The organism is Terrabacter sp. MAHUQ-38, from assembly GCF_014518425.1.
In the GTDB taxonomy this organism is placed as follows: domain Bacteria; phylum Actinomycetota; class Actinomycetes; order Actinomycetales; family Dermatophilaceae; genus Terrabacter.
In genome coordinates, this window is sequence record NZ_JACVCU010000005.1 from 247,925 (window position 1) to 269,302 (window position 21,378).

Genomic DNA, 21,378 nt, shown 5'->3' on the forward strand with positions numbered 1-21,378 from the left:
GCGGGACACCGTGAGGTGACCGGAGTGCGGGCGGCGACGCGCTCGGCGCGTGGGGTCCGTAGAATCGGGCCGGTCCCGTCACACGGCACCTCGTGCCGCCGAGAGGAGCCACGTTGTCCCTGTCGCCGCAACAGCGACCCGACGCCACCGAGAGCCTGACCACGACCCTCGGTCAGCGCATCATGATCCTCGACGGCGCCATGGGCACGGCGATCCAGCGTGACCGTCCCGATGAGGCCGGCTACCGCGGCGAGCGCTTCGCGGACTGGCCGACCGACGTACAGGGCAACAACGACCTGCTCACGCTGACGTCGCCCGAGATCATCGCCGGCATCCACCGCGAGTACCTCGAGTCCGGCGCCGACATCATCGAGACCAACACGTTCAACTCCACCGCCATCTCCCTCGCCGACTACGGCATGGAGGAGCTCGCCTACGAGCTGAACTTCGAGGCGGCCGCCCTCGCCCGGCGCGAGGCCGACGCGATGACCGAACGCACCCCCGACCGGCCGCGCTACGTCGCGGGCGCGCTCGGGCCGACGACGCGTACGGCCTCCATCTCGCCCGACGTCAACGACCCCGGGGCGCGCAACGTCACCTACGACCAGCTCGTTGCCGCCTACCTGGAGGCGGCGCGCGGCCTCGTCGACGGCGGCAGCGACCTCATCTTCATCGAGACGATCTTCGATACGCTCAACGCCAAGGCCGCGATCTTCGCGGTCGAGACGCTCTTCGAGGAGCAGGGCCGCCGCTGGCCCGTCGTCGTGTCGGGCACGATCACCGACGCGTCCGGGCGCACGCTGTCGGGCCAGGTGACCGAGGCGTTCTGGGACTCCATCCGGCACGTGTCGCCGCTCGCCGTCGGGCTCAACTGCGCACTGGGCGCCAAGGAGATGCGGCCGTACATCGCCGAGATGGCCCGTCTCGCAGACTCGTTCGTGTCGTGCTACCCGAACGCCGGCCTGCCCAACGCGTTCGGTGAGTACGACGAGGCGCCCGACGAGACGGCCGCGATCATCGCCGAGTTCGCCGACGCCGGGCTCGTCAACCTCGTCGGCGGCTGCTGCGGCACGACACCCGAGCACATCGCCGCGATCGCCAAGGCGGTCGACGGCAAGGAGCGGCGGACGTTCGGCGAGCTCGCACCCGCGATGCGGCTCTCCGGCCTCGAGCCCTTCGCGATCACCGATGACAGCCTCTTCGTCAACATCGGCGAACGCACCAACATCACCGGTTCGGCCAGGTTCCGCAAGCTCATCAAGGACGGCGACTACGACACGGCGCTCTCCGTCGCGGCCCAGCAGGTCGAGAGCGGTGCCCAGGTCATCGACGTCAACATGGACGAGGGCATGATCGATGGGGTCGCGGCCATGGACCGCTTCCTCAAGCTCGTCGCGAGCGAGCCGGACATCAGTCGGGTGCCCGTCATGGTGGACTCCTCGAAGTGGGAGGTCATCGAGGCCGGCCTCAAGTGCGTCCAGGGCAAGGCCATCGTCAACTCGATCTCCCTCAAGGAGGGCGAGGAGGCGTTCGTCGAGCACGCCCGCCTCGTGCGCAAGTACGGCGCCGCCGCAGTCGTCATGGCCTTCGACGAGGACGGACAGGCCGACTCCCTCGAGCGCCGCAAGGAGATCTGCTCACGGGCGTACCGCATCCTCACGCAGGACGTCGGCTTCCCCGCCGAGGACATCATCTTCGACCCCAACGTCTTCGCCGTCGCGACCGGCATCGAGGAGCACGCGTCGTACGGTCTCGACTTCATCCAGGCGACACGGTGGATCAAGGAGAACCTCCCCGGCGCGAAGGTCTCCGGCGGCATCTCCAACGTGTCGTTCAGCTTCCGGGGCAACAACCCCGTGCGCGAGGCGATCCACGCCGTCTTCCTGTACCACGCGATCGCGGCCGGCCTCGACATGGGCATCGTCAACGCCGGAGCGCTCGCCGTCTACGACGAGGTCGACCCCGAGCTGCGCGAACGCATCGAGGACGTCGTGCTCAACCGTCGGCCGGATGCTGCCGAGCGCCTGCTCGAGATCGCCGAGGAGTACAACAAGACAGGGCAGGCCGCCGAGGTGAGCGAGGAGGAGTGGCGTGCCCTTCCGCTCGGCGAGCGGATCACGCACTCGCTGGTGAAGGGCATCGACGCGCACGTCGAGGCCGACACCGAGCTGCTGCGTGCGGAGATCGCGGAGCGTGGCGGCCGACCCATCGAGGTCATCGAGGGGCCGCTCATGGACGGCATGAACGTCGTCGGCGACCTCTTCGGGTCCGGAAAGATGTTCCTGCCGCAGGTCGTCAAGAGCGCGCGCGTCATGAAGAAGGCCGTCGCCTACCTCATCCCGTTCATCGAGGAGGAGAAGGCCAAGGACCCTGAGCTGGCGAAGCAGAAGGACACCAACGGCACGATCGTCATGGCGACGGTCAAGGGCGACGTCCACGACATCGGCAAGAACATCGTCGGCGTGGTGCTCCAGTGCAACAACTACGAGGTCATCGACCTCGGCGTCATGGTGCCCGCCCAGAAGATCCTCGACGCGGCCAGGGAGCACGACGCCGACATCATCGGCCTGTCCGGCCTCATCACGCCATCGCTCGACGAGATGGTCGGCTTCGCCGCCGAGATGCAGCGTCAGGGCCTGACCATCCCGCTCCTCATCGGCGGCGCGACGACGTCGCGGGCGCACACGGCCGTCAAGGTCGACCAGCGCTACGACGGCCCCGTGGTGTGGGTCAAGGACGCGTCGCGCTCGGTCCCGACCGCGGCCGCGCTCCTCAGCGACGAGCTGCGCCCGAAGCTCATGGCCAAGGTCAAGGAGGACTACGACGCGCTGCGTGCTCGCCACGCGACCAAGCACGACCGACCGATGGTCCCGCTCGCGCAGGCCCGTGAGCGGCGCACCGAGATCGACTGGTCCGGCTACCGGCCGCCGCACCCGCACCTGCTCCTCCAGCAGGACCGCGACGTCTCGTCCATCACCCGGTCACGCCGGGCGTCCCAGCACGTCAAGGTGTTCCGTGACTATCCGCTCGGCGAGCTCCGCCGCTACATCGACTGGCAGCCGTTCTTCAACGCGTGGGAGATGAAGGGCAGCTTCCCCGACGTCCTCAACAACCCGGCCAGCGGCCAGGCCGCGCGCAAGCTCTACGACGACGCGCAGGCGATGCTCGACCGCATCGTCGAGGAGCGGTGGCTGCAGGCCAACGGTGTCATCGGCTTCTTCCCCGCCAACTCCGTCGGAGACGACACCGAGGTCTACCTCGACGACGAGCGCACCGAGCCCGTCGCGGTGCTCCACCACCTGCGTCAGCAGGGCGACCACCGCGCCGGCGTGCCCAACCGCTCGCTCGCCGACTACGTCGCCCCGAAGGGCACGAAAGACTGGATCGGCGGATTCGCCGTGACCGCCGGACTCGGCGGCGCCGAACGGGTCGCCGCGTTCAAGTCCGCCCTCGACGACTACAACGCGATCCTCCTCGAGTCGCTCGCCGACCGGCTCGCGGAGGCCTTCGCGGAACGCCTCCACGAGCGGGTCCGCAAGGAGTTCTGGGGCTACGCGCCCGACGAGCACCTCGACAACGTCGCGCTCATCAAGGAGCAGTACGCCGGCATCCGACCGGCGCCGGGCTACCCGGCGTGCCCCGAGCACACGGAGAAGCAGACCCTGTGGCGCCTGCTCGACGTCGAGAACAACACCGGCATCACGCTCACCGAGAGCATGGCCATGGCGCCCGGTGCCTCGGTCTCGGGGTGGTACTTCTCGCACCCGCAGTCCCAGTACTTCGTCGTCGGCCGCCTGGGCCGCGACCAGGTGCAGGACTACGCCGACCGCAAGGGCTGGACTCTCGCGGAGGCCGAGCGCTGGTTGTCCGCGAACCTCGCCTACGACCCGGAGGACTGACCCGGTGACCCTCTCGCAGACCGCCAGCCCCGACAGGGCCGTGCCCGCCTACCCGGCGGCCGTGCTCTGGGACATGGACGGCACGCTCGTCGACACCGAGCCGTACTGGATCGAGGCGGAGCACGAGCTCGTCGCAGCGCACGGCGGCGTGTGGAACGACGAGTTCGCCCACCAGCTCGTCGGCAACGCTCTGGAGGTCTCGGCGCAGCTCATCATCGACAAGTCCGGCATCGACCTGTCGGTGCCCGAGGTCATCGACGCGCTCCTGGTGCGCGTCATCGCGCACGTCGAGAAGCGCATCCCCTGGCGTCCCGGCGCACGCGAGCTGCTCGGCGAGCTCGGCGAGCTGGGCATCCCGTCGCTGCTCGTGACGATGTCGTGGCGCTCGCTGGCCGACACGGTCGTGCGCCAGCTGCCGGACGGAGCCTTTCATGCACTCGTCACCGGTGACGAGGTGAGCCACGGCAAGCCCCACCCCGAGCCCTACCTCGCAGCCGCCCGCCTCGTCGGTGCCGACCCCAGTGCGTGCGTCGCGATCGAGGACTCTCCGGCCGGCGTCCGATCAGCCACTGCGGCGGGCGTGCCGACCATCGCCATCCCGCACGTCGTACCGGTTCCTCAGATCGAGGGCGCGGTGCACATCGACACGCTCGCCGGGGTGGCCGCGGCCGACCTCACCACGATCGTGTCCGGCGTGCAGCCCGCTCGCTGAGCCGGTCGGTCACCGACGACCGTGGCGGCGTCCGCGACTGGAGCTCGAGCTGCCCTTGCCGCCCTTGCCGCCGGCGCGCTGTGTCCGGGACCGAGCGGCGTTTCGCGCCGTCCTCCCGGGACCGCCGCCGGACCCGGCACGCGGGGATGCCTGTGACCCGGGAGACGCGGAGCCGGACGGTGTGTCGCTGGACGACCCGCGCGAGCTGCGCTCGGTGCGACCGCGGACGATGCCGATGAACGCCTCGAGGCGCGGGTCGTCGTCATCGACGCGCCAGGCCAGCCCGATGTGTGACGGTGCCACGCCGGTGACCGGGCGATGCACGACGTCCTTGCGGTGGTGCAGGCGGGCGACCGACAGGGGGACGATGACGATGCCCGACCCGCTCGCGACGACCGAGATGGCCTGCTTGGTCGTCATCGGGGGCATCGACGTCGAGCGCTCCCGCGCCTCGGACGTCGCGACCCGAGCCCACTCGGGCACCTCCGCAGGGTCCTGGAGCAGCACCTCGTCGGACAGGTCCGCGACCCCCACCTCGTCGAACGCCGCCGCGGCGTGCTCCTTCGCCACGACGACGACAGGCATCTCATCGTAGAGCGGGATGACGTGCAGCCCGTCCTTGTCGACGGGGAGGCGGAGCAACGCCATCGAGGCAGTGCCCTCGCGCAGGTGCTTCAGCGCGTCGCCGTCGTCGACCGGGCCGGCGTCGACTGGCGAGTCCGGCATCCGGCGCGCCCAGACGCGAAGCCACTTGTCGGGCGTCACGCCGGGCACGAACTCGATACGGAACGCATCCGTCATGGGTGGGCCTTCGCGGTCGGGGCTGGTCGCTCCGAGGCTAGTCGACGCCCTGCGCTCCGGTCGTCACGGCGACCGCCGCGCACGGACCGCCGCGCACGGACCGCCGCCCCGGCCGCGGAGCGCGGACAGGGACGGCGGCCGGCGCGAGCACACGTGGACACGCCCTACCCTGATGGCATGAGCACGCCGAAACCGCAGACCATGAAGCCCCAGACGGCCGCGAAGAAGCTCGGCGTACTCCTGGCAGAGACACCTGAGGACTTCCGCGAGGGCGCCGTGAGCCGTGCCGAGCTCAACGCCCTGCAGGCGGACCCGCCCGAGTGGCTCGCGTCGCTGCGGCGCAACGGCCCGCACACGAGGCAGGAGACGGCTCGCCGGCTCGGCATCTCCGGCTCGGGGCTCGCGCGTGCCGGAGCAGGCGAGCACCTCACCACCGACGAGATCAGGACGCTCCTCGACGAGATGCCCCCGTGGCTCGTGGCCGAGCGCGACATCTTCGCGCAGGTCCGGGCGGAGGAGGCGCGGCTCAAGGCCCAGAAGGTCGAGCGCGACTGACCCGCAGGGCAGCCCGCCGGCTCAGCGGTGCTGGGCCGTCCACGCCCCGGCAGACGCGGCAGCGGCGATGAGGTCGGCCACCTCGAGATGTCCGTCGCGCACGAGCCCGGTGGTGACACGGACGTGTCCCTCGGAGCCGGGGACCGACTCGACGGAGAACGGGGAACCCGGCGTGACCGCGATGCCTTGGCTGGCGAGGCGCAGCACGGCCGCTGCCTCGTCGCGCACCGGGACCCAGATGTTGAGGCCGTCGGTGCCGGAGACAGCGATGCCGTGCTCGGCCAGACGCGTCACGACGAGCTCCCGGCGCCGGGCATACTCCGCCCGGGCGGACGCGATGCGCCGGACGCACTCCTCGTCCCGCAGGAGCCCCGCCAGCACGCGTTGCAGGAGCCTGCTCGTCCACCCCTGACCGAGCGCCCGGGCATGGCGGACCGGCGCGACCAGCGCCGAAGGCCCGCTGAGGGCCGCGATGCGCAGGTCGGGTCCGTGGGACTTGCTGAAGCTGCGGATGTGCAGGACCTGGTCGGGGATCCAGACCCCGAGACTGAGCGGTGCCGAGGTCGAGATCGGTCCGCTCGAGTCGTCCTCGACGACGACGCAGTCGTGACCTCGGAGCAGCCCGGCGAGACGTCGCGCGCGGGTCGGCGACATCGACACGCCCGTGGGGTTCTGCCCCCGAGGCTGGATGATGACGGCAGCCGGTCGGCGGGGAAGCAGGCTCTCGACCCGGTCGAGGTCGAGGCCGGTCTCGTCGAGGGGTACGCCGACCACCTCGACCCCGCGGTCCTCGAGCAGGTCGAGCAGGGGCGGGAAGCCGGGGCTCTCGACCACGACGAGGTCGCCCGGGCGCAGCAGGGCGCGCGTCACGAGGTCGAGCGCGTCCATGGCGCCGTCGACGACCAGCAGCTCCTCCGCCACGTAGGGCCAGTCCCGGGTCAGCTCCTCACGAAGTTCCTCGAGGACGGGGTCGTCGAGGTAGCTGGTGGGTGTCGCCGGTTCGTCGAGCCCCGAGAGCACAGCCCCCAGCGGCGGCAGCAGGAGACTGTCCGGGATGCCGGTCGACAGGTCGAGGCTGACCGGCGACTCGTGCCGCAGGGCCCGGGTGTAGCGCTCCCCTCCGCGAGTGGTGGGTGCCACGGTGGTGCCACGCCGCCCGTCGGAGCGGATGGTGCCCGACCGGGCGAGCAGCTGCCATGCGGCGCTGACGGTCGTGGGCGACATCATCAGCTCCTCCGCCACGCGACGGATCGGGGGAAGCTGGTCGCCGGGCAGCAGGGTCGCATCGCGGATGGCGCGCGAGACCGCCTGGGCCAGCCCCTTGGCGGTAGGCGCGTCGAGACGCTCTTCGATGGCGGAGATGACGGCGCGCATGTTCGTAACATAGCAATATGGGCTTTGTGTGGCATAGACCTGACACGTAATCTGGTCCGCATGACGACGCCTTCCCCGACGCCCATCGACCACTGGATCTCCGGCACGCGCGTTCCCGGCACGTCCGGACGCACCGCGCCCGTGTACGACCCCGCGACCGGCACCCAGACCGGCGAGGTTCCTCTCGCATCGAGGGGTGAGATCGACGACGCCGTCAAGACGGCCGTCGCGGCCGCACGCGAGTGGCGGACCTCCTCCCTGTCCAGGCGAGCCGCGGTCCTCTTCGCCTTCCGGGAGCTGCTCCACGCCGGTTCCGACGAGCTGGCCGCGATCATCACCGCCGAGCACGGCAAGGTGCTCTCCGATGCCGCAGGCGAGATCGCCCGCGGGCTCGAGAACGTCGAGTTCGCCACGGGGGTGCCGGCCCTGCTCAAGGGCGGCTTCTCCGAGCAGGCCGCGACGGGAGTCGACGTCTACAGCGTCCGCCAGCCGCTCGGCGTCGTCGCGGGCATCACGCCCTTCAACTTCCCGGCGATGGTGCCGCTCTGGATGTGCGCCAACGCCATCGCCTGCGGCAACGCCTTCATCCTCAAGCCCAGCGAGAAGGACCCCTCCGCCGCCCTCTTCCTCGCCGAGCTGTGGAAGCAGGCCGGTCTGCCCGACGGCATCTTCACGGTCGTCCACGGCGACAAGGAGGCCGTCGACGCGCTCCTCGACCACGACGACATCGCGGCCGTGAGCTTCGTGGGTTCGACGCCCATCGCGAAGTACATCTACGAGCGGGGAACCGCGAACGGCAAGCGGGTCCAGGCCCTCGGGGGCGCGAAGAACCACGCCCTCGTGCTGCCCGACGCCGACGTCGACATGGCCGCCGACGCCATCGTGTCCGCGGCATACGGCGCCGCTGGTGAGCGGTGCATGGCGCTGTCGGTGGCCGTGGCGGTCGGCGACGTCGGTGACGAGCTCGTCACCAAGATCTCCGAGCGCCTGCCGGCCCTCAAGGTCGGCCCCGGCGCCGAGGCCGACACCGCCATGGGCCCGCTCATCACGCGCGAGCATCGCGACAAGGTCGCAGGATACGTCGACGCCGGCGCTGAGGCGGGAGCCCGCGTCGTCGTCGACGGACGCACCGGCGACGTCCCGGCCGACGGCTTCTTCCTCGGCATGACGCTGCTCGACGACGTGACCCCCGACATGTCGGTCTACCGCGACGAGATATTCGGCCCCGTCCTCTCCGTCGTGCGCGTCACCACGTACGAGGAGGGGCTGGCGCTCATCAACGGCAACCAGTACGCCAACGGCACCACCATCTTCACGCGCGACGGAGGCGCAGCTCGCCGATTCCAGAACGAGGTCGAGGTCGGCATGGTCGGGATCAACGTGCCCATCCCCGTGCCGGTCGCCTACTACTCGTTCGGGGGCTGGAAGGACTCGCTCTTCGGCGACACTCACATGTACGGCCCCGAGGGCCTCAACTTCTACACGCGCGGGAAGGTCGTGACGCAGCGGTGGCCCGACCCCGCCACCTCCACGGTCGACCTCGGATTCCCGCGCACGCGCTGAGAGAGGAAGCACCCATGACCGACCTCGAGCACCGCACCGTCGTCAAGGACCGGCTCGACCAGATGAGCGAGGAGCAGGTCCGGGCGCTCGACCGCGCCCATGTCTTCCACTCGTGGTCAGCCCAGGGCCTCATCGACCCGCTGCCCATCGCCCGGGCCGAGGGCTCGTACTTCTGGGACTACGAGGGCAAGCGCTACCTCGACTTCAGCAGCCAGCTCGTCAACGTCAACATCGGCTACAACCACCCGAAGGTCGTCGCGGCGATCCAGGAACAGGCCGCGCGCCTCGCCACCATCGCGCCGTCGTTCGCCAACGACGCGCGCAGCGAGGCGGCGCGCCTCATCACGGAGGTCGCACCCGACGGGCTCTCCGCCGTCTTCTTCACCAACGGCGGCGCCGAGGCCAACGAGAACGCCATCCGTCTGGCGCGCCTGCACACCGGACGGCACAAGGTGCTCGCGACGTACCGCAGCTACCACGGGGCCACGGCCGGCTCGATCACCCTGACAGGCGACCCGCGTCGTTGGCCGTCCGAGCCGGGGCTCTCCGGCATCGTCCACTTCTGGGGGCCCTACACCTACCGCTCGGCCTTCCACTCGGAGAACGACGAGCAGGAGCGCGACCGAGCCCTCCAGCACCTGAGCGACACGATCATGGTCGAGGGAGCACACACGATCGCGGCGATCATCCTAGAGACGGTCGTCGGCACGAACGGCATCCTCGTGCCGCCGGACGGCTACCTCCAGGGCGTGCGCGACCTGTGCGACGAGCACGGCATCATGCTCATCGCCGACGAGGTCATGGCCGGATTCGGCCGCTGCGGTGAGTGGTTCGCCGTCGACCGCTGGGGCGTTCGACCGGACCTGATCACCTTCGCCAAGGGCGTCAACTCGGGCTACGTGCCGCTCGGTGGCGTCGTGATCTCCGACGAGATCCGCGCGACGTTCGACCGGCGGGCCTTTCCTGGCGGGCTCACCTACTCCGGACACCCGCTGGCCTGCGCGTCGGCCGTCGCCTCGATCAACGCCTTCCGCGACGAGGGGATCATCGAGAACGCCCGCACGCTCGGCTCCGACGTCATCGGGCCTCGTCTTCGCGAGATCGCGCAGAGGCACCCGAGCGTCGGCGATGTGCGAGGACTGGGCGTCTTCTGGGCCGTCGAGCTCGTCCGCGACCGTGAGACGCGCGAGCCGCTCGTGCCGTACAACGCTGCCGGCGAGGCCGCGCGACCGATGACGGCCTTCGCCGCGGCGTGCAAGCAGCGAGGGCTGTGGCCGTTCACGCACTTCAACCGCACGCACGTCGTGCCCCCGTGCACGACGACTGCTGCCGAGGTCGAGGAGGGACTGGCAGTGCTCGACGAGGCGCTCGACGTCGCGGACGAGTTCACGGCCTGACCGACGGCGCGGGTGAGGCGTATGCCGTCCGCCGGGCTCTTCGCGGCGCCCGCCGGTCGGCATACGTGGCCACGTCGGCCGCGCTCTCAGGCGTCGATCTCGACGAGCCCGGTGACCGCGGGGTCGACCGCCCGCTCGGCGGCGTCGTCCGGCAGCGGCGGGGGAGTGCCACCCCAGGCAGGGCACAGGGCACGGTGCTCGCACCAGTCGCAGAGGCGGCTCGGGCTGGGGCGCCAGTCGCCGGTCGTGGCGGCCCGCTCGATGGCCTGCCAGAGCGCCTTGACCTTGCGCTCGGTGCCGAGGAGGTCCTGCTCGTCGGGCTCGTAGGCGACGATCTCGCTGTTGCCGAGGTACACCAGCTGCAGCCGCTTCGGGATGACGCCCCGCTGACGCCACAGCACGAGCGCGTAGAACTTCATCTGGAACAGCGCCTTGGCCTCGAAGTGCTCGGACGGCGACCGGCCGGTCTTGTAGTCGACCACGCGCATCGCGCCGCCCGGGGCGACGTCGAGGCGGTCGACGTAGCCGCGCAGGACGAGGCCGTCGATCTCGGTCTCGACGTAGAGCTCGCGCTCCGCCGGCTCGAGACGGGTCGGGTCCTCGAGCCCGAACCAGGTCTGCAGCAGGGTCGACGCACCCGCGAACCACTCGTCGGTGCGGCCGTCGTGCTCGGCGAGCAGGTCGAGCATCGCGGGCTCCTGCTCGGCCAGGCGCTCCCACTCCTGCGGAACCAGCCCGACCGCCGCGTCGATGGTGCGCTCGGCCGCCGGGAGGTCGAAGAGCCGCTCGAGGACCGCGTGCACCAGCGTGCCCCGTGCCGTCGCCTGGGTGGGCGGCGAGGGCAGCTTGTCGATGACCCGGAAGCGGTAGAGCATCGGGCACGACATGAAGTCGGAGGCCCGACTCGGTGACAACGCGGAGACCATGGGGCGACTGTATGCCGCCGGGCCGACAGCACCCGGACGCCACCCACAGGTGCCCGCCCGGGCCGTCACCTCGGCGCCTCCGGCACAGGGCATAGGGTCGGCGCATGAGCACTCCCACCCGTCCGTCCGCGGCCCACGGGTGGCACATCGGCAGCCTGGCCGGGACCCCGGTCTACCTGGGCCGGTCGTGGCCGCTGATCGCCGTGCTCATCGTCGTCGTCTTCGGTCCCAACCTCGCCAGCCCCGACCGCGGTCCGTCCTACGGCTACCTGCTGGCCGCCGGGTATGCCGTCCTGCTCCTCGTCTCGGTGCTCGTCCACGAGGCCGCGCACGCCGTCGCGGCCCGTTGGCGTGGTCACCCGGTGAGCCGGATCGTCGCCGACGTCTGGGGCGGTCACACGGTCTACGACGCGACGCGCACCTCCCCGACGACAACCGCGATCGTCGCGGTCGTCGGGCCCCTGTCGAACCTCGCGCTCGCAGCTCTCGCCTGGGGCGTGCACGGTCTCACCTCCAACGAGACCGCTCAGACGCTCCTCGGCATCGTCGCGGTGGCCAACCTCCTCGTCGGGCTCTTCAACCTCCTGCCCGGCCTGCCGCTCGACGGGGGCCAGATCGTCAGCGCCCTCGTGTGGCGCGCCACCGGGAGCCGCGGACGCGGGCTCGTCGCAGCGGGCTGGCTCGGGCGGGTCATCGCGGTCGTCACGGTGGCCTGGTTCGCCCTGCGACCCCTGGTCGAGGGCAGGGCTCCCGATCTCTTCGACGTCGTCTGGCCGGTCGCCATCGCCTTCTTCCTCTGGCAGGGCGCCACCGGCGCCGTCAGAGCCGGCCACATCCACGTCGCGACGGCGGGGCATGCCCGCGACGTGCTCGAGCCGCTGTCGCTCGTCTCAGGCACGACCGCCCTGTCCGACGTCGACGCGGCGCTGTCCACGGGCGCCTGGGTCGCTGCTGCGGACCCTGCGGGATGGCCGCTCGGCGTCGTCGACGGTGAGTCTGCGGCTGCGGTGCCGCGGGAGGCGCGTGAACGCACCGCCATCGCCTCGGTCACCGTGGCGCAACCGGCGGCCTGGGTGGTCGCGCTGCCCGAGGATGCCGTGTTGACCGAGCTCATCCGGCTCATGAGCGAGCGCGGGCTGTCGCTCGCGGTCGTCGTCGACGAGCAGACGCGTGACGTGCTGGGGCTCGCGACCGCCGAACGGATCAATGCCGTCGTGGGTGCCGAGCTCGGCCGTCGAGGCCGCCGCTGACGCTCGGCTCTCGAGCCGGCCGAGGGACGGGAAATGCCTGTCCACACCCCCGGCGCCGCGCGCGTGGTCGTCCACAGCATGACCGGGCGTGGCTGCGTCCGCCGGCCGTGACGACGACCGTGGGATCCGAGCCCGACGGACGGGCAGGAGGGAGTCACCATGGGTGCGAGCCGGACTGACCCGACGAAGGAGGCCGACGCCGGCCGCAACGACGTGGCGCTGCGGGGTCGTCTGGCGGCCGAGGCAGACGAGCGCGAGCTGCCCAGCGGCGATCGCATCGCCCTGCTGCGGCTCGTCGTGCGGCGTGACGAGCCGCAGCGCCGCCGCCGCGACGGCGTCGACACCGCCAGACGAGCCACTGTCGACACGATCGACGTCGTCTGCTGGTCGGCTGCGACCCGCCGCACCGCAGCCCGCTTGCGAGAGGGTGACCAGGTCGAGGTCGAGGGGTCGCTTCGACGGCGCTTCTTCGGGGGGCCCAGCGGCCGACAGAGCCGCTACGAGGTCGAGGCTCGGGTGCTCCGGAGGGTGTCGGGAGCAGGCGCCGCCGACACCTAGACTGTGCTCCCATGACCGACACCGCCCCTTCCCACGTCACCGGTGCCGCCCACAACCGTCGCGGCGTCTTCGAGGTGGGGGAGCGGGTGCAGCTGACCGACCCGAAGGGTCGCCTGCACACCATCACGCTCGAGCCCGGTCGCGAGTTCCACACGCACCGTGGGTTCCTGCGTCACGACGACCTCATCGGCTCCCACGACGGCTCCGTCGTGACGAACACCGCCGGCGTCGAGTACCTCGCCCTGCGGCCGCTGCTCAGCGACTACGTCATGTCGATGCCGCGAGGTGCCGCAGTCGTCTACCCCAAGGACTCGGGCCAGATCGTCCAGATGGCCGACATCTTCCCGGGCGCAACGGTGGTCGAGGCGGGTGTCGGCAGCGGCGCCCTCTCCATGTCGCTGCTGCGCGCCATCGGCGAGAGCGGCCGACTGCTCTCCTTCGAACGCCGCGAGGACTTCGCGGACATCGCCCGGGGCAACGGCCGAGCGTTCTTCGGCGGCGACCACCCCGCGTGGACCGTGACCGTCGGTGACCTCGTCGAGTCGCTGCCCACCGCCGTCGAGCCGGGCTCCGTCGACCGCGTCGTGCTCGACATGCTGGCGCCGTGGGAGTGCCTCGACGCGGTGTCCGACGCGCTGATCCCGGGTGGCGTGCTGATCTGCTACGTCGCCACGACGACGCAGCTGAGCCGTGTCGCGGAGGGCATCCGCGCACACGGAGGGTTCACCGAGCCATCCGCCTGGGAGTCCCTGGTGCGCGGCTGGCACCTCGAGGGTCTCGCCGTGCGTCCGCAGCACCGCATGCACGGGCACACGGGGTTCCTCATCACGACCCGCCGCCTCGCCCCGGGTGTCGGCGCGCCCGAGCGCAAGCGGCGCCCCGCCAAGGGCGCCTACGGGGACGCCGCCGCGGCGGCTGCGGGCACCGCTCCCGACGGCCCTGCCGGAATCGACGGCCCGGCTGACGCACCCGCCGCCGCGGCGCGGTCAGTGGCTGCCGCCAGCGGGTCGACCGCGTCGACCGACATTCCTGCCGACGCGTGGACGCCCGAAGCGCTCGGCGAGAGGGTCAAGAGCGACAAGACAATCCGACGCGTCCGTCGATCAGTCACTGAAACGTCCGACGACAACGGCTGACGCGGGGTTAGGGTCGAATCGTCACTATGTGCGAGTGACGGATGAGGAGGCCGAGATGTCTGATGACGTCCGCAAGCCAGACCCTGAGGGTGCCGCCGGCACCGGAGTCCCCGGAGCGGGGGACCGTGAGCTCTCCGCCCTGCGTGACGAGGTCGAGTCGCTCCGCGAGACAGCGCGTAACTCGCCACAGCGCACGCGGGAGCTCGAGGCCCGCTTGGCGCATGTGCAGACGAGCCTGTCGACGTTGTCCTCACAGAACGAGCGCCTCGTGCGCACGCTCAAGGATGCGCGCGAGCAGATCATCACGCTGAAGAAGGAGGTCGACCGGCTCGCCCAGCCGCCGAGCACCTACGGGCTCGTCATCGACCCGCCCGACGACGGGGCGATCGACATCCTCACCGGCGGGCGCAAGATGCGCGTCGCGATCAGCCCGTCGGTCGACCAGGCCGAGCTCGGGCTCGGTCGTGAGGTGATGCTCAACGAGGCCCTCAACGTCGTGTCGGTACACGGCTACGAGCGCGTCGGCGAGGTCGTCACCGTCAAGGAGCGCATCGACCACGAACGCGTGGTCGTCGTGACCCACGGCGACGAGGAGCGGGTCTGTCGCATCGCGACGCCCCTGCTCGCGGAGCACATCCGCGTCGGTGACTCGCTGACGCTCGACCCGCGGTCCAACTTCGTCCACGAGCTGATCCCGAAGCTCGAGGTCGAGGAGCTCGTGCTCGAGGAGGTGCCCGACGTCGCCTACGAGGACATCGGCGGCCTCTCCGGCCAGATCGAGCAGATCCGTGACGCCATCGAGCTGCCGTTCCTGCACCCCGAGCTGTTCAAGGAGCACGCGCTCAAGCCTCCGAAGGGAGTGCTGCTCTACGGTCCACCCGGCTGCGGCAAGACCCTCATCGCCAAGGCGGTTGCGGCCTCGCTCGCGCGGCAGGTCGCGGCGCGCTCGGGCAAGCAGACCGAGAAGAGCTACTTCCTCAACATCAAGGGCCCCGAGCTGCTCAACAAGTACGTCGGCGAGACGGAGCGGCACATCCGGCTGATCTTCCAGCGTGCCCGGGAGAAGGCATCCGACGGCACGCCGGTCGTCGTCTTCTTCGACGAGATGGACTCGCTCTTCCGTACGCGCGGCTCGGGGGTCTCGAGCGACGTCGAGACGACGATCGTGCCGCAGCTGCTCGCCGAGATCGACGGCGTGGAGCGCCTCGACAACGTCATCGTCATCGGTGCCTCCAACCGTGAGGACATGATCGACCCGGCCATCCTGCGGCCCGGCCGCCTCGACGCGAAGATCAAGATCGAGCGTCCCGACGCCGAGAGCGCTCGCGACATCTTCAGCAAGTACCTGACTGTGACGCTGCCCCTGCACGAGCACGACCTCGCCGTCAACGGCCAGGACCGCGACGCCACCGTCGAGGCGATGATCACGGCCGCCGTCGAGCGGATGTACGCGGAGATGGAGGAGAACCGCTTCCTCGAGGTCACCTACCAGGGCGGTGACAAGGAGATCCTCTACTTCAAGGACTTCAACTCCGGCGCGATGATCCAGAACATCGTCGACCGGGCGAAGAAGCTAGCGATCAAGGACTTCCTGTCGACCGGCCAGAAGGGCATCCGCGTCGAGCACCTGCTGGCCAGCTGCGTCGACGAGTTCAAGGAGAACGAGGACCTGCCCAACACGACCAACCCCGACGACTGGGCGCGGATCAGTGGCAAGAAGGGCGAGCGGATCGTCTACATCCGCACGCTCATCAAGGGCAAGGACGGCACCGAGCCAGGCCGGTCCATCGCCACCGCCAACACCGGCCAGTACCTCTGAACCTCTGACGAGGTCGAGTGCCCGGGACCTCGTGTCCCGGGCACTCGGGCCGGGTGGAAGGTGCCTCCTCGACCGTGGGTGTCGAGTGGTCACTTCCCATCGGCTGACCGGTACGTCAGGTACGGGCGCTGAAGCGGCGGACGGCGTACGCCCCGAGCGCCCGCCAGCCGAGCAGGAACGCAGCGAGCACGAGAGACGCCACGACGATGAAGCTGGCGGCCGTGCCCGCGCCGACCGCATGACGCATGACCATGCCGACGACGAGCGTCGCGAACCACACCGTGACGCCGGGCGCCACGTCGACAGGCCAGGTGCGCCGCATGACGCGCACGACGAGCCAGCCCGTCGCGGTGCCCGCGAGGAACGGCACGGCTGTCGACAGGACGCCGACCACAGCGTTGGACTCGCCGTGGCTCGCCCGACCCACCACCGCGAAGACGATGATGAGCAGCACGTCGATCGCGAACGCGATCACGGGACTGCGCCACCACGCGACGGCGATCATGCCGGTGTGTCGAACGGGAGCTTCGCCTGCGGAGGTGCGTGCGTCGGGTCGACGCCCTCGAAGAGCGAGCTGACCGAACGGCCGTGGTGGATGCGGCTGATCGCCTCCGCGAACAGCGCGGACACCGAGCGGACCTTCAGCTCGGGCCACCCCTCGGGCGCCGGGACCGTGTCGGTCGTGACGACCTCGGTGACGAATGGATGGTCGCGCAGGCGCTCGACGGCCTTGCCCGCGAAGAGCCCGTGCGTGCACACGATGGCCGCCTCGGTGGATCCGGCGTCCTTGAGGCGGTCCATGAGCTCGAGCATCGAGCCGCCGGTCGCGATCTCGTCGTCGAGGATGATGGCGCGCCGACCCGCGACGTCGCCGACGATCGAGTCGATGACGACGCGGTCGTCGGAGACCCGCTGCTTCGAGCCCGCGGCGACCGGCAGCCCGAGCAACCGGGCGAACTGGGTGGCGACCTTCGCGTTGCCGAGGTCGGGGCTCACGACGATCGAGTTCGTGAGGTCGCTGTCGCGGAAGTGGTCGGCGAGCACCCCGATGGCCGTGAGGTGGTCGACGGGCGTCGAGAAGAACCCGTGCACCTGCGGCGCGTGCAGCGCCATGGTCAGGACGCGGTGGCACCCGGCCGTGGAGATCAAGTCGGCGACCAGGCGTCCGCCCAGCGAGATGCGCGACGCGTCCTTCTTGTCGGAGCGGGCGTAGGCGTAGTGCGGCATGACGGCCGTGATCTGGGCCGCGGAGGCGCCGCGGGCCGCGTCGATCATGAGGAGCAGCTCCATGAGGTGCTCCTGCGTCGGCGGCACGAGCGGCTGGACGATGTAGACGTCGCGCTGGCGGCAGTTCGCGAGCAGCTGCGCCTGGAGGCAGTCGTTGCTGAACCGCTTGATGTCGACGGGGGAGCGGGTCACCCCGAGGTGGCCGCAGATGCGGTCGGCGAGCGCGGGGTGCGCCGAGCCGCTGAACACGACGACATCGTTCACTTCGAGACCATCCCTCTCGAGACTCGCGTGCGTTCGCAGACTATCCGACCTTCCCGGGCCGTGCGTGCCGGGCGACCCAGTCGACGAGCTCCGCGCGCGCGGCCGCGCCGGACCGGGTGGCTCCGGGGAAGCTCAGGAAGCCGTGCGGGACACGCGGGTAGTTCGTGTGGCGCACCACGACCCCCGCGTCGCGCAGGGCCCGGGCGTACTCGGCGCCCTCGTCGCGGAGCGGGTCGAGGTCGGCGGTCTGAAGGAGCGTCGGCGGCAGACCGCTGAGGTCGCGAGCGTGCAGGGGCGAGACGAGCGGGTCGCGCACGTCGAGGGCGTCGTCGGCGTCGCCGAGGTAGTGGGCCAGGAACGCGTCCATGTCGACCCGCGTGAGGATCGGGGCATGCGCGTGCTGGGCCACGGACGCCGAGCTCATGGTCGCGTCGAGGGCGGGGTAGACGAGCGCCTCGTAGGTGATGTCGGCGCCCCCCTCGTCGCGCAGCACCTGGGCGGCGACGGCGGCGAGGTTGCCACCCGCGGAGTCGCCCGCCACGCCGAGGGCCGAGTGCCGGATGCCGGCTCCGGACGCGTCGGAGGCGGCCCACCGGACGGCGTCGACGCAGTCGTGGACGGCTTGGGGCGCCCGGTGCTCCGGGGCGAGGCGGTAGTCGACGTTGAGCACGGCGACCCGGGCTCGGTGGGCCACCCAGGCGCAGATGGGGTCATATCCGCGGGTGTTGCCGAGCACCCACCCGCCGCCGTGGAACCACAGCATCGCGGGCAGGGTCTCGCCGTCGGTGTGTCGTGGGCGGTAGGTGCGCACGTCGACGCGGTGGCCGTCGCGGGCTTCGAAGCTCGTGCCGGAGATCTCCACCGCGGCCGGCACCGGACCCGTGACCCACGTGAACGGCGCCCTCGCGGGGGCGAACCATGCTCTGCTGCGGGCGATCTCGTCAGCTGACTGCATCCGTTCGGCGCCGCGCGACCGGCTGAGCGCACGGACGAGCAGCTTGGTCCGCAGAGGCATGTCCCATGAGTCGGGGGTCGTCACGGGCGCCAGTCTGGCACTCGGCGCCCCGACTACCTCGGCGTGCCACGGGTGTGCGTACGGTGCCGCTGCAGCAATTCGGAGGTGGCCTCAGGCAGGATTGGCCCATGCCCGGCAAGTCGGAGCGGACGCGGAGCCCCACAGGAGGGCCCCCGACCACCCACGCCGCGCAGCCTGACGACACCACGGGGGAGACCATGCGCCGAACGGCGGAGGACGTGCACGAGAGCGAGGAGCGCGAGGTCCACGACGACCTCGCCGAGCCCTCGAGCGAGGAGCGCGAGACGACACGCGCGACGGGGACGAGAGACACACGCACCGGGGAGACGGCAGACCCGACAGACCGGGCAGACACGAGCGAAGGGTCGGGCTACGGCCCCGCCTCGGGCGTCGGTGGCTCGCTCGACGTCGACATCGTGGAGCCGCCGATCCCGGAGCGCGTGCGGCGCCCGGTCGACGGCGTACGCCTCGCCGCGGCGGTTCTGGTCCTCGTCGTCGGACTCGTCGTGGCCGACCTCGCCGCGGACACGCGGGGCGCCGTCGAGCAGGATCTCACCGAGGCGACGAGCGGTCTGCCGCGCCTGGTGCTCACCCTGCTGGGCTGGATGAGCGGCATCGGCGTGCTGCTGCTGCCGATCGGTGTGGGGGCCGACCTGCTCGCGCGGCGTCGCCCGATGCAGCTGATCCAGGCGCTCGGTGCCGCGGTCGTCGCCGGCATCCTCGTCATCGTCCTGGCCGTCCTCGTCCAGTCGGGCAACGGGGGGTTCGTCACGGACGTCCTGACCCGTCCCACACCGACCGGCCGGACCGGGCCTCTCGACATCGTCATCGTCTCGATGGTGGCGCTGCTCACCGTGGCCGACATCTCCGGCCGCAAGTGGATCTCGCCGATCGCCACCGGTGTGGTCATAGCCACCCTCGTCACGACGCTCCTCTCGGGCGCGATGACGCTGGCGGCGCTCGCCTGCTCCCTGCTCGTCGGCTGGATCGTCGGGCTCGCGTTCCGCCTCAGTTTCGGGGTCACCTCGACCCGCCCACCCGCGACGGAGGTGGCCGCCGTGCTCGTCGCGGGCGGCATCCCCCTGACGCGGCTCGAGCTCATCGACGCCAACGACGCCGGCGACCGGAGGTATGCCGGCACGACGCCTGAGGGACCCCTCGACGTCCACGTCGTCGACCGCGACACGTTCGGGCTCGCGTCCGGGCGTCGTCTGCTGCGCGTCCTGCGCCTGCGCAGCGGCTTCACCCGTCCGCCCGCCCTGACCCTGCGCTCCGAGATCGAGCACCGCACCCTCATGGGGCTCGCGCTGCACGACGCCGGCATCGGCGCACCACGCCCCGTCGCGGTCTCAGAGGTCGGCCCGTTCTCGGCCGTCATCGCCTACGTCGAGCCGGTGGGGTCGCCGGTCGCCGACCTCGGCGACCGCCTGGACGACGCCCAGCTCGCGGGCATCTGGCGACTGGCCGCCACACTGCACCAGCGGCGCATCGTGCACCGCCACCTCAGCCCCTCGACGGTGCTCGTCACCGACCAGGGCCGGGTGTCCCTGGCGAGCCTCGGCAGCGGCGACGTCGCCGCCGACGACATCAGCCTGCGCATCGACCTCGCGCAGCTGCTGACGACGGTGGCCCTCGCGGTCGGCCCCGAGCGGACCGTGGACTCGGCCGTCGCCGCGCTCGGCGAGGACGCGGTCCTGCGGGCCGTCCCGGTGCTCCAACCCGTCGCGCTCAGCCCCGACACGCGCGCGGCACTCAACCAGTCGAAGTCCGTCATGGGAGAGCTGCGCGAGCTGCTCGTGGCCCTGCGCCCCCGGGAAGAAGCCGTCGAACCCGTCCAGCTGCGGCGCATCTCGGCGCGCGGCGTGGTCACGATCATCGGTGGCGGCATCGCCGGCTACCTGCTGCTGACCCAGCTCGCCCAGGTCGACATCGGCCAGGTCGTCAGCACCGCCGACTGGCGGTGGGCCGCGCTGCTCGCCGCCTTCGCGGCCGCGACCTTCGCCGGAGCCTCGCTCGCCCTCGCTGGTGCCGTGCAGATCCGGCTGAGGTTCATCCGGACCTACATGACGCAGCTCGCGGTCGCCTTCAGCGGACTGGTCGCGCCCGCCGCAGTCGGCAACATCGCGCTCAACACCCGCTACCTCCAGAAGTCCGGGCTGCCGCCGACGATCGCCGGAGCCAGCGTCGGCGTCGCCCAGGTGGCCCAGTTCTGCTCGTACTTCGTACTGCTCGTCATCTCGGGCGTACTCGCGGGCACCGGGCCGGCCGTGTCGTTCAGCCCCTCGCCCGTCCTCGTCGCGGGCATCCTCGTCGTCGTGATCCTCGCGCTCGGCCTGCTTGCCGTACCCGGCATCAGGGGACTGCTCTTCGACCGCGTGCTGCCGCAGGTGAGGTCGGCCGTGCCACAGGTGCTCGCCGTGCTCCAACACCCGAAGAAGCTGACCCAGCTCCTCGGAGGCGCCCTGCTGCTCGACGTGTCGTTCGTCGCCGCACTCGTGTGCGCGACGAAGGCCTTCGGAGCGGGCGCGTCGATCGCAGCCATCGCCGTCGTGTACTTCGCGGGTGCCATCGTCGGCTCGGCGGTCCCGACCCCCGGTGGCCTGGGCGGCATCGAGGCGGCCATGTCCTTCGGTCTCATCTCGATCGGCGTCGACAGCGGGACCGCGGTCTCCTCCGTGCTGCTCTACCGCCTCGCGACGTACTGGCTGCCGATCCCGTTCGGCTGGTTCTCGCTCAACCGCCTCCAGAAGGTGGGGGCCATCTAGCCGCGCCACGCGGCATACGGCATACGACGCACCTTCGGCGCCGAACGGGCGCGGACCGGCGATCAGGGCTGTGGCCGCGACGGTTATCGTCGGGCC

Annotated in this window: 16 protein-coding genes; 10 read left to right on the plus strand and 6 right to left on the minus strand. The window is 71.0% G+C overall.

The window, feature by feature from the left end; all coding sequences use genetic code 11:
• The first annotated feature begins 119 nt into the window (after positions 1–119).
• Positions 120–3,899 carry a methionine synthase gene (metH, locus tag H9I49_RS19195; protein ID WP_370587682.1) on the plus strand — a complete coding sequence of 1,260 codons (3,780 nt, stop codon included), beginning with the start codon at positions 120–122 and terminating at the stop codon, positions 3,897–3,899.
• A 4-nt stretch (positions 3,900–3,903) separates the two neighbouring features.
• Positions 3,904–4,611: an HAD family hydrolase gene (locus tag H9I49_RS19200; RefSeq protein WP_370587662.1), complete on the plus strand. Its 708-nt coding sequence runs from the start codon at positions 3,904–3,906 to the stop codon at positions 4,609–4,611.
• A 9-nt stretch (positions 4,612–4,620) separates the two neighbouring features.
• Here the strand turns inward: H9I49_RS19200 and H9I49_RS19205 are convergent, their stop codons facing one another.
• Positions 4,621–5,412 (minus strand): LysR substrate-binding domain-containing protein, encoded by a 792-nt coding sequence (locus tag H9I49_RS19205; RefSeq protein ID WP_188031994.1) that lies wholly within the window; start codon positions 5,410–5,412, stop codon positions 4,621–4,623.
• Positions 5,413–5,589: 177 nt separating this feature from the next.
• Between H9I49_RS19205 and H9I49_RS19210 the strand changes: the two genes are divergently transcribed.
• The gene (locus H9I49_RS19210) at positions 5,590–5,967 is read left to right on the plus strand and encodes a DUF5997 family protein (protein WP_188031995.1); all 378 of its coding nucleotides are present in this window, start codon (positions 5,590–5,592) and stop codon (positions 5,965–5,967) included.
• Positions 5,968–5,988: 21 nt separating this feature from the next.
• On the opposite strand, the gene H9I49_RS19215 is transcribed toward H9I49_RS19210, so the two are convergent.
• On the minus strand, positions 5,989–7,341 hold the full coding sequence (locus H9I49_RS19215; protein WP_188031996.1) for a PLP-dependent aminotransferase family protein: 1,353 nt from the start codon (positions 7,339–7,341) through the stop codon (positions 5,989–5,991).
• A 60-nt stretch (positions 7,342–7,401) separates the two neighbouring features.
• Here H9I49_RS19215 and H9I49_RS19220 point away from each other — a divergent pair, with 60 nt between their 5' ends.
• Positions 7,402–8,904: a CoA-acylating methylmalonate-semialdehyde dehydrogenase gene (locus H9I49_RS19220; RefSeq protein ID WP_188031997.1), complete on the plus strand. Its 1,503-nt coding sequence runs from the start codon at positions 7,402–7,404 to the stop codon at positions 8,902–8,904.
• Positions 8,905–8,918: 14 nt separating this feature from the next.
• Positions 8,919–10,301, plus strand: coding sequence for an aspartate aminotransferase family protein (locus tag H9I49_RS19225; RefSeq protein ID WP_223128922.1), 1,383 nt, complete (start codon positions 8,919–8,921; stop codon positions 10,299–10,301).
• Between the two features lie 86 nt (positions 10,302–10,387).
• On the opposite strand, the gene H9I49_RS19230 is transcribed toward H9I49_RS19225, so the two are convergent.
• Positions 10,388–11,227 (minus strand): PD-(D/E)XK nuclease family protein, encoded by an 840-nt coding sequence (locus tag H9I49_RS19230; RefSeq protein WP_188031998.1) that lies wholly within the window; start codon positions 11,225–11,227, stop codon positions 10,388–10,390.
• A 104-nt stretch (positions 11,228–11,331) separates the two neighbouring features.
• Between H9I49_RS19230 and H9I49_RS19235 the strand changes: the two genes are divergently transcribed.
• The 4 genes from H9I49_RS19235 to arc all read left to right on the plus strand — a co-directional run bounded on the left by H9I49_RS19235 (position 11,332) and on the right by arc (position 15,990).
• On the plus strand, positions 11,332–12,477 hold the full coding sequence (locus H9I49_RS19235; protein ID WP_188031999.1) for a site-2 protease family protein: 1,146 nt from the start codon (positions 11,332–11,334) through the stop codon (positions 12,475–12,477).
• Between the two features lie 159 nt (positions 12,478–12,636).
• On the plus strand, positions 12,637–13,035 hold the full coding sequence (locus tag H9I49_RS19240) for a single-stranded DNA-binding protein (RefSeq protein ID WP_188032000.1): 399 nt from the start codon (positions 12,637–12,639) through the stop codon (positions 13,033–13,035).
• Positions 13,036–13,046: 11 nt separating this feature from the next.
• Positions 13,047–14,171: a tRNA (adenine-N1)-methyltransferase gene (locus H9I49_RS19245; protein ID WP_188032001.1), complete on the plus strand. Its 1,125-nt coding sequence runs from the start codon at positions 13,047–13,049 to the stop codon at positions 14,169–14,171.
• A gap of 55 nt (positions 14,172–14,226) precedes the next feature.
• On the plus strand, positions 14,227–15,990 hold the full coding sequence (gene arc, locus H9I49_RS19250) for a proteasome ATPase (protein ID WP_188032002.1): 1,764 nt from the start codon (positions 14,227–14,229) through the stop codon (positions 15,988–15,990).
• Positions 15,991–16,105: 115 nt separating this feature from the next.
• Here the strand turns inward: arc and H9I49_RS19255 are convergent, their stop codons facing one another.
• Genes H9I49_RS19255 through H9I49_RS19265 form a run of 3 tightly spaced genes read right to left on the minus strand, consistent with a single transcriptional unit; the run spans position 16,106 to position 18,520 of the window.
• Positions 16,106–16,495, minus strand: coding sequence for a DUF3054 domain-containing protein (locus tag H9I49_RS19255; RefSeq protein WP_188032003.1), 390 nt, complete (start codon positions 16,493–16,495; stop codon positions 16,106–16,108).
• Positions 16,492–17,481 (minus strand): ribose-phosphate pyrophosphokinase, encoded by a 990-nt coding sequence (locus H9I49_RS19260; RefSeq protein ID WP_188032004.1) that lies wholly within the window; start codon positions 17,479–17,481, stop codon positions 16,492–16,494. The genes H9I49_RS19255 and H9I49_RS19260 overlap by 4 nt, the downstream gene beginning before the upstream one ends.
• A 40-nt stretch (positions 17,482–17,521) precedes the next feature.
• Positions 17,522–18,520 (minus strand): alpha/beta hydrolase, encoded by a 999-nt coding sequence (locus H9I49_RS19265; protein WP_188032005.1) that lies wholly within the window; start codon positions 18,518–18,520, stop codon positions 17,522–17,524.
• Between the two features lie 104 nt (positions 18,521–18,624).
• Between H9I49_RS19265 and H9I49_RS19270 the strand changes: the two genes are divergently transcribed.
• Positions 18,625–21,282 (plus strand): lysylphosphatidylglycerol synthase transmembrane domain-containing protein, encoded by a 2,658-nt coding sequence (locus H9I49_RS19270; RefSeq protein WP_188032006.1) that lies wholly within the window; start codon positions 18,625–18,627, stop codon positions 21,280–21,282.
• Positions 21,283–21,378: the final 96 nt, after the last annotated feature.